The organism is Dyella japonica, assembly GCF_040545895.1.
GTDB lineage: Bacteria > Pseudomonadota > Gammaproteobacteria > Xanthomonadales > Rhodanobacteraceae > Dyella > Dyella japonica_D.
Genome location: NZ_JBEPMU010000005.1, coordinates 397,851 through 411,223 on the forward strand (window position 1 = coordinate 397,851; position 13,373 = coordinate 411,223).

The following is a 13,373-nucleotide window of genomic DNA, read 5'->3' on the forward strand; positions in this document are numbered from 1 at the left end:
CTTTCCCCTTTGGAAGCGCACAGGAACGACGAGCAAGAACCCCAGTGCGTCTCACGCAAAAATGCGCGCATCGCCACCAATTACGTCAGCCATGACACATCCCACCCCCTGCCTTCCGGCACGGACCGACTTCAGGCACATTCGCCGAACCCTTCCCCGCAGGCATAAATGGCACTATGTGCAGGCTTTTCGCCCTGCTTACGTGAACGCGCGCCCTCGCTGATGGTCTGCCTGGGTGCCGGGCACGCGCCCTAACCGGTATGGAAACCTTGTGAATATTTTCGCCCCCCTGATTCGTCGACCCGTGGGCACCTCGCTGCTGGCGCTTGGCTTGCTGCTGGCGGGCGCTTTTGCGTATCGCCTGCTGGGCGTGGCCGCGCTGCCGTCGCTGGAATTCCCCGGCGTGTACATCGTGGCGTCGATGCCGGGTGCGAGTGCCCAGACCATGGCGTCTACCGTGCTGGCGCCGCTGGAGCGCCATATCGGCCGCATTCCCGGCATCGACGACATGTACGGCAATGCGTCCGAGGGTTCGGCGTCGATCCAGGTGCGCTTCACCTTCGACCGCACGGCTGACAAGGCCGCGCGCGACGTGCAGGCCGCCATCAACGCCGCGCAGGCCGACCTGCCGGCGCTGCCCAGCCCGCCGCAGTACTTCAAGTTCGATACGTCGCAGATTCCGATCCTGCTGGTGTCACTCACTTCCACGGGCCTGCCGCAGGACAAGCTGTACGACCTCACCGATACCCTGCTGAAGCCCGCCGTGGCGCAGATCCCCGGCGTGGCGCAGGTGCAGGTGTTCGGCGGTACGCCGCACGCGGTGCGCGTGGAGCTGGACATCAATGCGCTGGCCGCGAAGAACCTCACTGCGAATGACGTGCGCAACGCGCTGATCGCGGCGAACGTGACCTCGCCGCAGGGCATCCTCACCGACGGCCGCACGCAAATGACGGTGACGGCGAACGACGGCCTGAGCGAGGCCAGCGATTTCGCCAACGTGCTCATCGCCTCCAAGAACGGCTCGCCCGTGCGCCTGTCCGACGTGGCGAAGGTGACCAGCGGCCAGCAGGACATCTACCAGGGCGCCTGGTTCAACGGCCAGTCGACCGTGGCGATGCAGATCAGCAAACGTCCCGAGGCGAATGCGGTGGAAACGGTGGACGAGATTCGCCGCCGCCTGCCGGAGTTCCGCCAGTGGATGCCGGCGGACGTGCAGATCACGCCGATCTTCGACCTCACCACCACTACCAAGTCGGCGCTGCATGAAGTGCAGGTGGCGCTGCTGATCAGTATCGTGATGGTGGTGCTGGTGATGCTGGTGTTCCTGCGCCGCATGCGTCCCACGCTGATCGCCTCGCTCAGCGTGCCGCTGTCGCTGGCGGGCGCCTTCGTAGTGATGCTGGCGCTGGGCTACACGCTCAACACCTTGTCGCTGGTGGCGCTGGTGCTGTGCATCGGCTTCGTGGTGGACGATGCCATCGTGGTGATCGAGAACATCGTTCGCCATATGGAAAAGGGCGAAGCGCCGCTGCAGGCCGCCTTGATCGGCGTGCGCGAGATCGGCTTCACGGTGGTGTCGATCACGCTGTCGCTGGTGGCGGTGTTCGCGCCGCTGCTGTTCGGCAACAACATGCTGATCATGCTGCTGCGCGAATTCTCGGTGACGCTGGCAGCGGCGGTGGTGATCTCGGCCATCGTGTCGCTCACGCTCACGCCCGCGCTGTGCGGCAAGCTGCTCAAGCACGAGGAGCCCGGCGAGCGCACGCCGGGCCGCATCGAACAGGCACTGGAACGCTTCGACAAGGGCTTCCACCGCGTCTACGAGCGCGCGCTGGACTGGGCGATGCACCATCGCCGCATCATGCGTTGGCAGCCGCTGGTGCTGTTGATCGGCACCTTCGTGCTCGGCTGGGCGGTGGTGGCGACCGCGGGTGGCAACTTCATGCCGGAAGAAGACATCGGCATGCTCCAGGGCGACATCCGCGCCGACGCCAACATCTCGCCCACGCTGATGGCCACGCAGGCGCAGCGCGCGGCGGACATCATGAAGGCCGACCCCGCCGTGCTCGACGTGCTCACCACGCTGGGCGGCAACGACGGCACCGGCGCGGTGGGCAACGCAGGCACCATGTTCGTGGACCTCAAGCCCAAGGGCAGCGGCCCCAACGATCGCCACGAGAGCGCCAAGGTGGTGATGGACCGATTGTCCAAGCAATACGACGCATTGCCCGGCATCCGCGTCTCGCTGAGCCTGGTGCAGTTCCTCGGCGGCGGCGGCAGCGGCGACAAGGGCGGCGCCTACGAATTCCAGCTGATCGGCAGCAACGGCGAAGACCTGCAGCCGTGGACGCTGAAGATGGTGCAGCAGATGCGCAAGATGAAGGAGTTCCGCGACGTCGGCAGCAACTTCGACCTGGTCGGCAAGCAGCAGCAACTGAAGGTGGACCGCAACGCCGCCGGTCGCCTCAACGTCACCATGGGCGACGTGGACACCGCGCTGCTCAACTCCTTCGGCCAGCGCCAGGTATCGGTGATCTATTCGGACATCAACCAGTACTGGGTGGTGCTGACCTCCAGCTCGGCCACGTCGCTGAGTCCCGGCGCGCTGCTGAACGTGCGCGTGCGCAATGCGCAGGGCGAGATGATTCCGCTCTCGGCCATCGCGCGCATCGAGCCCAACATGAGCCCCACGCGCATCCGCCACCACAACCAGCTCGAAGCCTCCACCATCAACTACAACCTGGCCAAGGATGTGTCGCAGGACATCGGCACCAAGCTGGTGGAGAACGCGGGCATCATCGTGGGCCTGCCCGAGGGCGTGCGCATCGAGTGGACCGGCCAGAACCAGCGCCTGCAGCAGGCCAAGAGCAATGGCATGGTGCTGCTTATCGGCGCCATCGTGGCCATGTATATCGTGCTGGGCATTCTCTACGAGAGCCTGGGTCATCCGCTGACCATTCTCTCCACGCTGCCCGCGGCCGGCATGGGTGCGTTCCTCGCCATGCTGGTGACGCAGACGCAGCTTACGTTGATGGCCATCATCGCGATCCTGATGTTGATCGGCATCGTGAAGAAGAACGCGATCCTGATGGTGGACTTCGCGCTCGTGGCGCAACGCGAGCGAGGGCTGTCGCCGCCGGATGCGATCAGGGAAGCGGCACTCGTGCGCTTCCGTCCCATCACCATGACGACGCTGGTGGCCATGGGTGCAGCCCTGCCGTTGGCCATCGGCTTCGGTATCGGTTCGGAAATGCGTCAGCCGCTGGGCGTGGCCATCGTGGGTGGCCTGCTCGTATCGCAGTTGCTGACCCTGCTGAGCACGCCGGCGATTTACCTGTGGAACTACGACCGCAAGATCCGCAAGGAGAAGCGTCGGGCCAAGCGGGCCGCGAAGCGCGCGCTGAAGGCGCAGCTGGCTGCGGGATGATGCTCCAGGCCCCTCTCCCTGCGGGGAGAGGGAGCGCCCGCATTCAATCCTTGGGGCTGGTGCACGCCGCGTAGCGGCGACCCTCCACCTGCACCACGTCCTTGCCGCCGACGTTGACGCCCGCCGTGTAGTGTTCGGCGGAGTCGAATTTCACGCGGCCGTGCGCTGCATCCGTCAAGCCGGAACACTGCAACGCCCAGCTCAACGCCGTACTGCTGCGATGCTGGTCCACGCGTTCGCACTGGTCATATCCAGGCACCGGCAGCTGGGCGAATTCTGCCCAGGGATCCGGACCTTCGTCCACGCAATGCCACGCCACCTGCGGCTCACCGGGCTTGCCGTGATCGAATACCCGCGTGACGATTTTCCACAGGCCTGGCATCGCCTGGAAATCGCTTGGGTCCGCGTGACCCGGTTCGCCGAGGAACGCGGCAGCCAGCAACACCAGCACCGCGACGACGCGCGCCACCATGCTGCCACGACGGCCGCATGCGAATGAGCTTGAAGGATTCATGGCCAGCGGCACTCCAGGCACAGGGAAACCCCGCCCGCTTTCGCGGGCAGGGTCGGGGTTGCTGCTATTTCATCAGTCCTGTGTGTCAGCCGAGGCTACGTTGCCGTGGCCATGTCCGTTGCTGCCGAAGTCGAACATGTTCATCAGGTTGCCGATGGCCGGTGCGTTGAGCGGCACATACGGGTTGTTGGGTAGCGACACCGGGTTGGGCAGGTTGTCGCGGCTGCGGTTGGAGATGGTCTCGCGCAGGTTCCAGTTGGCCTCGACGAATTTGTCGAAGGAGACGTGATCGTAGTACGTGTGCACCACGTGGCCGCCTTCGGAGAAGCGCGAGATCACCAGCATCGGGATGCGCGTGCCGTCGCCGAAGAAGTCGATCGGCTGCACGTAGCCCGAGTCGTAGTAACCGCCGCCTTCATCGAAGGTCACCATGATCACGGTGTCGTTCCACACCTTCGGGTTGGCCTTGGCCAGCTCGACGATCTTCTTCACGTAGCCTTCGAACAGATCCAGCTTGGACGAGGCCGGATGGCCGTCCAGGATGCCGTCCGGCTTGGCGATGGACACCGCGGGCAGCGTGTCATTCTGGATGTCGTTGTAGAGATCGGTGATGTCCTGGTTGTTCGCACGCAACTTGGGATTGGTCATGACCTGCGTGGAATACAGGAACGGGTCGCAGATGTTGCAGAAGGTGCCGGCCTCGCCGTTTTCCTTGCCATCGGCATAGCCTTCGCCGTAGTACTTCCATGACACGTGATGGCGATTCAGCAGCAGCGCGAGGTTCTCCTGGCGCGTCGGCGGCATGGTGAACTGCTGCGCACCCAGCGGTGCCGGCGTGCCGTCGCCGAGATAGCCCGGGTTGTAGTTGTTCACCAGGTAGTAGGCGTTCTTCTTACAGTCGGTGCCGTGGAAGGTGCGATACGGCAGCGACTTCAGATAGTCCTTCACGACGCCCACGCCCGGCTGCGTATCGTCCGCGCAGTTCACATAGGAACCGCCGCTGTAGCCGTCCTGCACGTACCAGTTGTTGGTGCCGGACTGCGCATCCGGATTCTCGATCTGGTTCGCCGGGGGCGTGGCCGGATCGCCGTTGGCATCGGCGTAATACACCAGCTCGCCAAAGCCCAGCATGATGTGGTTGGCACCCGTGCCGCCCATCACCGACTGGTGGAAGTTGTCGCTGAGCGTGTACGTGCGGGCGAGTTCGGCGAAGTAGGGCGCGTCACCCTTGGCCATGTTGAGGAACTGCATGGCCGTGGAACCTTCGCCCGTGGTCTGGTCGTTGAAACCGGCGGCCTGTGCCTTGCCATTGGTGCCGGCACCCACGGTGGTTTCCACCCACGGGAACAGATCCATGCGGCAACCGCTGGGATTCTTCGCGGTAGCGGCATGCACGTCGCAGTCCATCTGCTGCCACATCTGGAAGAAGCGGTGCACCGGGCTGTTGGCGTAGTCGTCGTAGCTGATCGACGCATGCATGTCGACCGGTGCGTTGGCGAGCTGAGCAGGGAAGCGCGTGTCGACCACGTCGTTCGGCAGGCCCGTACCGCCCGCGGCGAGTTCGCCGTAGGCATCGGCCGGAAGCGCCGGCTCGATCGCCTGTGCCTGCGCAGCGGAAGCAAACGGTGCCTGCGTGGGTGCGCCGCCAGTGTTCATCGCGGGCAACGTGGCGAAGGGCGTCGTGTGTTTGGGCGCCAGCGCGAACTTGCCCGTGTTGCTGGCTTGCCACTGCCTGGCCGCGGCAACATTCGGACCCGGCGTGCCGTCTGCGTTGACGATCCCTTCGGACAACAGGTTATGCACGCTCTGGCCCTTCGGCGGCGTGTACGTGGCATACACATGATCGAATGTGCGGTTCTCGCCGATCAGCAGGATCACGTGCTTGATGGGCGTGTTGGTGCGATCGTCGTTGTCGTCGCCGCCCGGCCGGTGCAGCACGGTGACGCCAGTCGCGGGAACCTGACTGGTCGAGACAGCATTCTGATCGGTGGAGTTGCTCTGGGCGCTCACCACGCCGGCCAGGCCGACGGAAAGCGTACCAATGACAAACGGCAACAGCCGCTTGCGGACGTGCGTCATGGACATGACTTCGATCTCCAGCAGCTTCCGGAAGAAGACTGCATGAGTGGACCCCCTGATTGGCCAGGGCCTGTTCGCAACGTTTGATGACCCCAGCCGGCGGCGAGTCTGGTCCGCGCAGATGACGGACCCTTGGCGCTTTTGCGACAGGAATTTCCGGTTAGATGACAGAGGGGCTACGTCGCAATTGCTTGCGTATCAATGTTGGGTGCGAGGGCTTGCGGATGCTTGGATACGGGCTTAGGGCGCGGATGCCTTGCTGCAGATCGGCAAGAATTTGCTTTTGCTGTGGGTGTTGGAGATCGTGCGGTGGCGCACGTTTGGACGTCTTTACGGCTTGGGCGAGGCCTTAGGTTTTGTGGTTTCGGCATCGGCATGGGAATGTGAAGTTGGTTTATCGCGGAGTTGTAGAAAGATCGCGATCTGGCTCGCCTGCGGCGGGCTTCCGAACCGCTGCCGCGGTCCGGGTCACTTTTCTTTGCTTGCCCACGCACGCGCAGGAGCGCGTGCGAACGGCGAAGCCGGCCCGAAGGGCGGAGGGCAGGATGCCCGGAGTAAAGAAAAGTAACCACCGAGATGGTGGCAATGCCAAAAGAAATGGCACCGCGGATGACGCGCCTTCCGGGCTTTCAGCCCTTCAGGTTCGCGGTCGGGTTACGGGGTTTTTCGACAGGACGTCCGTGTCCTGTCGAAAAACTGGCCGCATCCCTGCAGCCACCCTACGGGCTTTCCTCCACCCGCCCGCCGTTGTCATACGGGGACCCCGAAGAGTAACAACCAAAGCTCGAGTAGCAACGATTTCGCGAGCACCCGCCCCCTCTCCCCAACCCTCTCCCACAAGGGGAGAGGGAGAAATGCGATGCATCGCGTATGACCTTGAAGAGCGAAGCCAAAGCAAAGGCCGACGCGAAGCGGGGCCCCGCTTTAAGTCCTCAGCGATTCGGGCGCGTTGCGCAGCGCTACGGAGTATCCGCTGTATGGCCTCCCATGGGTGTCCCGCCACAACCATCCTCAAGCGTTCGGGCTTATCCCAACACGATGCTGCGAGCTCTAGAGGCCATTTTCTTTGGGTTACTTTTCTTTTGGGCCAGCAAAAGAAAAGTGACTCGAGCGGCGGCAGCCGATCGAAACGCCCGCTGCGTAAGCGGCACGCTGGCGAGATCGCCGCATAAGAGCGAGCAACGGACTCGCGATAACCAAGTGCAAAGTCACTGGATGACCAGCCTTCGGCTGTTGAAAAGCACCTCCTGCTCTCGCCCCCGCGGGGGTTCGCAGGAATGACGAACTGGGAAAGGTGCTCGTGCACTTGCCGGCACTGGCTCCTGTCGCAACGACGGATAACAGCACAATTGCTTCGGCTCAATCGACCAAACGAGAGCAAACCCCTCACGCCGGCAACAACTGAAACGGCCTCATCATCTCGTTGTCCTCATGCTCCAACAAATGGCAATGCCACACATACCGCCCAGGCTCCCCCTCAAAACGCGCAATGATGCGCGTCACCATCCCCGGATCAGCGCGCACCGTATCCTTCCAACCCATTTCCTCCGGCCCAGGCGGTATCGCCGGACCCGTGTACTTGAGCGTCTTGCTTTCGTTCCACGTGAACAGATCGAACGGCCTGCGCTCCAGCACCTGGAAACGCACGAGATGCAGATGCATGGGATGCGCGTCGCCGGTGAGGTTCACCATGCTCCAGATTTCGGTAGTGTTCTGGCGCGGATCCTCCGTGATCGGCGCGGACCAGTGCTTGCCGCCGAGCATCATCATCATGGCGCTGCCGCCGGCATCGTCCTGCTCGCCGAGCGTGAGCACGCGATCACGCTCGGCGCTCGCTGCGGCAAGACGCTCGATAGTGCGTAGCGTGGTCGGCATTACGCCCTTGTCGCGACGGCCACGGTCGCGCACGCGAAATTCCATGATGGCCTCTGCCTGCTGGCGCAGTTGCACCTGCTCGCCATCCATGCCCGAAAAGTCGATCACCACATCGGCGCGCTCGGCGGGATACAACGTGACGCGTTGGCGCGGCACGGGCGCCGCCAGCAAGCCCTGGTCGCTGGCGATCTGCGTGAACGACAAGCCAGCCGACAATGACATCTCATAGAAGCGCGTGTTGGCGGCGTTGACGAGGCGCAGGCGATACCGGCGCGGCTCCACGACCAGGAAGGGATACAGCTTGCCGTTGCACAGGATGGCGTTGCCGTTGCATTCGGATACCCACGGCGCATCCGGATCATCCGAAACGGGGTAGTAGAGCTGGCCGTCTTTCGCAATGAGGCGGTCGCACAGGATCAATGGCAGGTCGCAGTCGCCGCTCGGCAGGTTGAGCGATTGCTCCGCATCATCGTGAATCAGATACGCGCCGAGCAGGCCGGCGTAGATGTTGAGACGCGTGATGCCCATCGCGTGGTCGTGGTACCACAGCGTGGCCGCATCCTGCGCGTTGGGGTAGTGCGACACGCTGGTGTGACCGGGCACGAACCACTCTTCCGGATAGCCATCGCTCGATGGCGGAACGCGCGCACCGTGCACGTGCGTCACGGTGCGCACCTCAGGCTTGTCGCGCTCGGCACCGTGGATGGTGTGGTCGATGGGCAGAAAGTGTTTGTCGGGCAGCGCGTTCGCCCATTCGATCAGCAAGGGCTCGTTGCGTTTGGCGACCAGCGTCGGGCCGGGAAAGCTTCCGCCGTAGCCCCACAGTGGCGTCGGCGGCAAATCACGATGCAGTTGCGCCTTGAACGCGCGCATCTCCATGCGATACAGCGGCAGCTGTTTTCCTGGATATGCAGGATGCGCGCGCTGTCCTACCGGCTTGGCGAGTGGCGGCAACGGTAACGGATCGACGAAGCGTGCCAGCGTCACCGGATTCACCAGCGGCACCTTGGGTGCAGCGAGTTGCGGCATGGCCATGCGCATGGTCTTTTCATCGCCGATGGCGGGCGATGACCAGGCGAGCAGACCAAGTTCCGCCGCCGTGGCGGCGCCGACCATGTCGACGAGGCCGCGCAGGAACTGCCGGCGCGAGGGGTTCATGCGAGTCATCCGGCAACCCTAGGCAGCCCGGATGACAGTCGCGTGGCAAAGCGTGAAACCGGGTTCACCCTTCGCGCAGTCGCGCGAAGGGTGACGCGATCACTCCGCCGAGGCGGGCACGCCCTGTCCCGTGGTGGGCGCTTGCTGGCCGGCCACGGCAGCTTCGTCGGCGGCTTTTTCCAGCCCGGCTTTTTCGATGGGCGTGGCGAGCATGCGTGCGCGACGCCAGCCGCCCCACTTGTAGTAGCCCATCGCCATCAGCATCGAGGCGAGCGAGCCCAGCGGAAAGCTCCACCAGATCGAATCAGCACCGAGGCGCGGCGCCAACGCGAGTGCGAACGGCGGGCGGAACAACCACATCGAGATGAACAGGATCACCAGCGGCGGCACCACGGCGCCGGTGGAGCGCACAACGCCGAACAGCACGAAGGTGACGCCGAAGAACATGAACGACCACACCGCGATGCTGTTGAGATGCTGCGCCAGCGACAACGCCTCGCCGTCGTTGGGCAGGAACAAGCCCAGCGCCGCGTGGTTGAACAGGTAGATCAACGCGATGAGCATGCCGCTCAACAGGAAGTTGTAGAGCACGCCGACCTTGGTGATGCGGCTTACGCGATCCCACAGTTTCGCGCCCACGTTCTGCGCCGCCATGGAGGACACGGCCGCACCGATTGCCATGGCCGGCATCTGCACGTACGTCCACAATTGCGTGGCCGCGCCATAGGCGGCCGTGGTCTTTGAGCCGTAGTTGTTCACCATGTGGATCATGATCATCGCGGAGCTGGAGATGACGATCATCTGCAGGCCCATGGGCAGCCCCTTGAACACCAGCGAGCGCAAGATCTCCATGTCCGGCTTGAGATAACCCAGCTCGTTGCGCGTGAGGCGCAGGAAGTGCTTGCGCCTGTACAGCGTGACCAGCAGCGCGACCAGCGCCACCGACTGCGCGATCAAGGTGGACGTGGCGGAACCGGCAATGCCCATGCGCGGGAACGGTCCCACGCCGAAGATCAGCAGCGGGTTGAGCACGATGTCCATCAGCACGGACAGGGCCATGAAGACGAACGGCGTGCGCGAATCGCCGGCGCCGCGCAGCGTCATCATCAGGAAGGCGTAGAAATACATCGACGGCACGGCGATGAAGATGATGCGCAGGTACGGCACCGCGAACGCCTGCGCGTCGGCGGGCGTGTTGAGCGCGTTGAGCATCCACGGCGTGCCGAAGTAGCCGGCGATGGCGACGAGGATGGATACCGAGACGAAGAACGTTACGCCCGTGCCCACCACGCGCTTGGCCTCGAGCATGTTGCGCGCGCCCAGGCTCTGGCCGATCAGGATGGTGCAGGCCATGCTGAGGCCGAACACGGCACCCAGCAGCAGGAACAGGATGAGGTTGGCGTTGCTCACCGCCGTGAGCGCCGCTTCGCCCAGGTAGTGGCCAATCCACATCGCATTGACGGAGCCGTTGAGCGACTGCAGCACCGTGCTGCCCAGGATGGGCAACGCGAACATCAGCAGCGTCTTGGCAATCGGTCCTTCGGTGAGCAGGGGCTGCTTTGCAGCAAGAGATGACATCGAATCGTTCCGCCAGGGGGAGAGGGGATCAGTCGGCGAGGGTGGCTTGCCATGCGCGCATGGCCAGCTGTCGCACATGCTCGCGCACATCGGCTGGCCATGCATCCGTCACGTGCATGAAACGCTCGCGCTCTTTTCGCCAGAACGCACGCGACGCTTCTTCGTAGCCGGGGAGATTACCCGTCATCGCGCTCATGAAGCGATCCACCGCTTCACCGGCGAGACGCGCCGCGTCACGCTCGCGATGACTGCGACGCGCTTCTTCGACCAGGCGGCGCAAGGTGGCCGAGGCACCGCCCGGCTGGCTGGCGAGCCAGTCCCAGTGACGCGGCAGCAAAGTGACTTCGCGTGCGATCACACCCAGTTTCGGACGACCCGGGCCGCGCGGCGCGGGTTCGTCGTCCGAGGCGGAGGCGGGCAGGCGGGCGAGCACGTCGTCCGGCGTGCCGCGCAGGTCCAGTTCCAGCGGACGGCCGTTGAGGTCGTCGAAGACCAGCACCGGTCCGTCGACACCGGCATCCACGGCGTGCTTGGTGGCCAGGGCGACGTCCGCCAGCGAGCCGGCGGCAATGCGGCGATAGCCATCGAAGGCGATGCAGGAAGCGATATCAGCTGCTGACATGTTTTTGCCCGGGTATAAACAGGTGGTGGATATTGCCCGGGTAATAAATAAAGGTCAACACCACGGCAGCGTGGCCCTCGCCGCGGGGTAAAATTTTTCATCCTCCTGCCGCGCGCCTCCCATGTTCGTCCATCCTCCGCACCGCTCGCTCCGGCTGATGCTGTTCACCTTGCGCGGCTCGATCATCCCGGTGATCTGGAAGCGGGTGACCGGCATGGTGCTGCTGGCCGTGGCGGTGGTGCTGCTGGAGCAGCGCCTGCCGCACACCGGCGTGGAACTGGGCGCCGTGCCGCTCACACTGATGGGCCTGACGCTGGCGATCTTCCTGGGCTTTCGCAACACCGTGGCGTACGAGCGCTGGTGGGAAGCGCGCACGCTGTGGGGCGAACTGCTGATCGTGGTGCGCAATCTGGCGCGGCAAACGGTGAGCCTGCCCGAAGGTCTCTCCACGCCGGAACGGGAGCGCATGGTGCATCGGCTGATCGCGTTCGCCCACGCGCTGCGCCACCAGCTTCGTGGGACGCCGCCGGGCGATGAGGTATCGCGCTGGCTGGCACCCGAGGAAGCCGCTGCGCTGACCGGCCGCCCCAATCCGCCGAACGTGCTGCTCGGGATGATCGGCCAGGGCTATGCGCAATGGCAGCGCGAAGGCCGGCTCGATCCGATGCTGCTGGCCAACATCGATGCACAGGTGACGCGCCTCTCGTATGTGCTGGGCGGCTGCGAGCGCATCCAGGGCACGCCGATTCCGTTCGCCTACATCCTGCTGCTGCACCGCACGGTCTACGTGTACTGCCTGCTGCTGCCGTTCTGCCTGATCGGCAGCGTGGGCTGGGTGACGCCGCTGATGGTGGGCGTGCTCTCGTACACCTTCTTCGGGCTCGATGCGCTGGGCGACCAGATCGAGAACCCGTTCGACCGCCTACCCAACGACCTGCCGCTGGACGCCATGTGCCGCACGGTGGAGATCGGCCTGGGCGAGCTGCTGGGCGAGCGCGAGCTGCCGGCGCCGCTGCAACCGGTGGATGGCGTCCTCCTCTAGACGGCAGGATCGTCCCCAACCCCAACCGGAAACGCCCATGCCAGGGCGGCGCCTTGCCGTAGTTTTACGGTGTCCTAGGCGTGCGCTTCACGCCGGTTGAGACAAGCTAGACGCGTGTCCGTGACGGAACCCGGCCGCATTCGTACCGCCCAGGCAACGCAGTGTTGTCTCGATTCGACCTATTTCCAATACCGGTCGGTCCAATAAGTTATTAAACTTAGCGGTGCACAAATCTCCTCCCCACCAAAGTCAAAGAAGAAAGACCATGCGATTTCCCCTCCTGCGCAGTGCCGTTGCGCTGGCCCTGTTGGGCGTTTCCGCAACTACCCTGGCCGACCCCCGCATCGAGATCAACGGCGGCCGAAGCTATTCAGACAGCTACTGGACCAATACAGCGTGGATCGAAGGCATCTGGGGCGAACACGCCTTCGGCAACAGCCAGTTCACCTGGTCGCCGGCGGCCTCGCTCGGTTTCATCAACGGGCGCAACGTGTCCAAGTACGGCAACAAGGTGTCCGATGACGTATGGCTGCTCGCCGGCGGCGTGCGCATCCACTACGGCAACAGCAGCGACTGGTATCACCACCTTTTCTGGACCACGCAGGTTGCCGCCCAATCGGGCCGAACCTTGGCGTTGAGCAGCGGCGGCGAATTCGTCAACGCCTTCGGCTGGCAAGACGACCACTGGACCTTCCAGATCCGCCACGTCTCCAACGCCGGCATCAAAGGCTCCAACCGCGGCGAAACGATGGCGCTGGTCGGGTTTGCGTTCAATCCCTGATCCAACAAGCGGTGTCAGACATGCAACGGCCCCGATGGGGCCGTTGTTGTTTGGACGTCTGGATGGCTGTGAGGATTCACGACATCTGCGCCAAAGCACGACAAAGCCATGATTGAAACGATAAGGCTAGATCGCCCCCACCCCCAGCCCTCTCCCCGAAGGGGAGAGGGGGAAGTGTCGTGCACCGCGCATTGCTCAATGCAATGCGAAGCGAGCCCCGCTTTAAGTCCTCAACGATTCGGGCGCGTTGCGCAAGGCTTCGGTGTACCCACTGTGTAGCGGCGGAGGTTGCCACGT

At 64.0% G+C, this 13,373-nt stretch carries 9 protein-coding genes; 4 read left to right on the top strand and 5 right to left on the bottom strand.

Annotated features, from left to right (window positions below):
- Positions 1-271: 271 nt before the first annotated feature.
- A complete protein-coding gene (locus ABIC75_RS17555) occupies positions 272-3,427 on the top strand; it encodes an efflux RND transporter permease subunit (RefSeq protein WP_354015184.1) in 3,156 nt (1,051 codons plus the stop codon).
- Positions 3,428-3,470: 43 nt separating this feature from the next.
- Here ABIC75_RS17555 and ABIC75_RS17560 read toward each other — a convergent pair whose 3' ends face one another.
- Together ABIC75_RS17560 and ABIC75_RS17565 are read right to left on the bottom strand one after the other, a co-directional pair.
- Complete coding sequence (locus ABIC75_RS17560; protein WP_354015185.1) at positions 3,471-3,941, bottom strand: DUF3617 domain-containing protein; 471 nt, start codon at positions 3,939-3,941, stop codon at positions 3,471-3,473.
- Positions 3,942-4,013: 72 nt separating this feature from the next.
- Positions 4,014-6,026: an alkaline phosphatase family protein gene (locus ABIC75_RS17565; protein WP_354015186.1), complete on the bottom strand. Its 2,013-nt coding sequence runs from the start codon at positions 6,024-6,026 to the stop codon at positions 4,014-4,016.
- Between the two features lie 250 nt (positions 6,027-6,276).
- Here ABIC75_RS17565 and ABIC75_RS17570 point away from each other — a divergent pair, with 250 nt between their 5' ends.
- Positions 6,277-6,588: a hypothetical protein gene (locus ABIC75_RS17570; RefSeq protein WP_354015187.1), complete on the top strand. Its 312-nt coding sequence runs from the start codon at positions 6,277-6,279 to the stop codon at positions 6,586-6,588.
- Positions 6,589-7,406: 818 nt separating this feature from the next.
- On the opposite strand, the gene ABIC75_RS17575 is transcribed toward ABIC75_RS17570, so the two are convergent.
- From ABIC75_RS17575 to ABIC75_RS17585, 3 genes are all read right to left on the bottom strand, one after another.
- Positions 7,407-9,053: a multicopper oxidase family protein gene (locus ABIC75_RS17575; protein ID WP_354015188.1), complete on the bottom strand. Its 1,647-nt coding sequence runs from the start codon at positions 9,051-9,053 to the stop codon at positions 7,407-7,409.
- A 99-nt stretch (positions 9,054-9,152) separates the two neighbouring features.
- The gene (locus tag ABIC75_RS17580; RefSeq protein ID WP_354015189.1) at positions 9,153-10,631 is read right to left on the bottom strand and encodes an MATE family efflux transporter; all 1,479 of its coding nucleotides are present in this window, start codon (positions 10,629-10,631) and stop codon (positions 9,153-9,155) included.
- A 28-nt stretch (positions 10,632-10,659) separates the two neighbouring features.
- Positions 10,660-11,253, bottom strand: a complete 594-nt coding sequence (locus tag ABIC75_RS17585; RefSeq protein ID WP_354015190.1) for a DUF2239 family protein — start codon at positions 11,251-11,253, stop codon at positions 10,660-10,662.
- Positions 11,254-11,374: 121 nt separating this feature from the next.
- Between ABIC75_RS17585 and ABIC75_RS17590 the strand changes: the two genes are divergently transcribed.
- Both ABIC75_RS17590 and ABIC75_RS17595 read left to right on the top strand, forming a co-directional pair.
- On the top strand, positions 11,375-12,295 hold the full coding sequence (locus tag ABIC75_RS17590) for a bestrophin family protein (protein ID WP_354015191.1): 921 nt from the start codon (positions 11,375-11,377) through the stop codon (positions 12,293-12,295).
- A gap of 265 nt (positions 12,296-12,560) precedes the next feature.
- Complete coding sequence (locus tag ABIC75_RS17595; RefSeq protein ID WP_354015192.1) at positions 12,561-13,076, top strand: lipid A 3-O-deacylase; 516 nt, start codon at positions 12,561-12,563, stop codon at positions 13,074-13,076.
- The last annotated feature ends 297 nt before the right edge of the window (positions 13,077-13,373 follow it).

Excerpts from the sequence above, each read along its gene's own strand:
- ABIC75_RS17560 (WP_354015185.1), bottom strand. The coding sequence starts at position 3,941 with ATGAATCCTTCAAGCTCATTCGCATGCGGCCGTCGTGGCAGCATGGTG.
- ABIC75_RS17585 (WP_354015190.1), bottom strand. The coding sequence starts at position 11,253 with ATGTCAGCAGCTGATATCGCTTCCTGCATCGCCTTCGATGGCTATCGC.
- ABIC75_RS17575 (WP_354015188.1), bottom strand. The coding sequence starts at position 9,053 with ATGAACCCCTCGCGCCGGCAGTTCCTGCGCGGCCTCGTCGACATGGTC.
- ABIC75_RS17580 (WP_354015189.1), bottom strand. The coding sequence starts at position 10,631 with ATGTCATCTCTTGCTGCAAAGCAGCCCCTGCTCACCGAAGGACCGATT.
- ABIC75_RS17565 (WP_354015186.1), bottom strand. The coding sequence starts at position 6,026 with ATGTCCATGACGCACGTCCGCAAGCGGCTGTTGCCGTTTGTCATTGGT.
- ABIC75_RS17590 (WP_354015191.1), top strand. The coding sequence starts at position 11,375 with ATGTTCGTCCATCCTCCGCACCGCTCGCTCCGGCTGATGCTGTTCACC.
- ABIC75_RS17595 (WP_354015192.1), top strand. The coding sequence starts at position 12,561 with ATGCGATTTCCCCTCCTGCGCAGTGCCGTTGCGCTGGCCCTGTTGGGC.